The sequence below is a fragment of the Vibrio sp. 811 genome, assembly GCF_033339195.1.
This window is the reverse complement of sequence record NZ_JAWOUB010000253.1, coordinates 1-818: the sequence shown is the minus strand read 5'-3', so window position 1 is coordinate 818 and position 818 is coordinate 1. Positions and strand designations below refer to the sequence as shown.

The 818-nt window shown below is 47.7% G+C and carries 1 protein-coding gene; it reads left to right on the top strand.

Annotation, left to right across the window (positions count from 1 at the left end):
- Positions 1-22 precede the first annotated feature (22 nt).
- The coding region (gene potE / locus R7Q46_RS26175) for a putrescine-ornithine antiporter (protein WP_318078084.1) at positions 23-818 on the top strand (796 nt) is incomplete at its 3' end.

Below are 818 nucleotides of genomic sequence, written 5' to 3'. Positions count from 1 at the left end.
GCTTATTCGTGGAGAATAATTTATGAGTACTGAAACTAAAAAAATGTCGGTGGTGCAGTTAACCATTCTGACATTCATCAACATGGCCGGCTCCGGCATCATCATGCTGCCAAGTAAACTGGCTCAAGTGGGCACCATTTCTGTGTTGTCTTGGCTGATCACGGCGGCGGGCTCTTTGGCGTTGGCTTACGTGTTTGCAAAATGTGGTCGCTTTAGTAAACGTGACGGTGGTATGAACGGTTACGCGTCTTATGCATTCGGTAAATCGGGTGCATTTATGGCGGGCTGGACTTACGGTTTGTCGCTCCTTATTGCGAACATTGCGATCGCGATTACTTGTGTGGGTTACGGCTCCGCATTCTTTGAAGTGACCCTATCTCCGGTCGAAACCTGTTTGTACACTATCGCCATTCTTTGGATTTGTACTTTCGCTAACTTCGGTGGCGCGAAAATCACAGGTCAAATTGGTACATTCACCGTGTGGGGCGTAATCCTACCAGTGTGTTCATTGGGTATTGTTGGTTGGTTCTGGTTTAACCCAACCATGTACATTGAAGCTTGGAACCCACACAGCTTGCCATTTGGTGAGGCAGTGAGTGCTTCTATTGCGATGACGCTATGGGCATTCCTTGGTCTTGAATCAGCTTGTGCGAACTCTGAAGCGGTAGAAAACCCAGAGAAGAACGTACCAATCGCAGTACTGGGCGGTACACTAATCGCGGCTGTGGTTTACATTGTATCAACAAACATCTGTTCTGGTATCGTTGCAAACTCTGAGCTTGCTGCATCTACAGCACCATTCTCAACCGTATGGACAG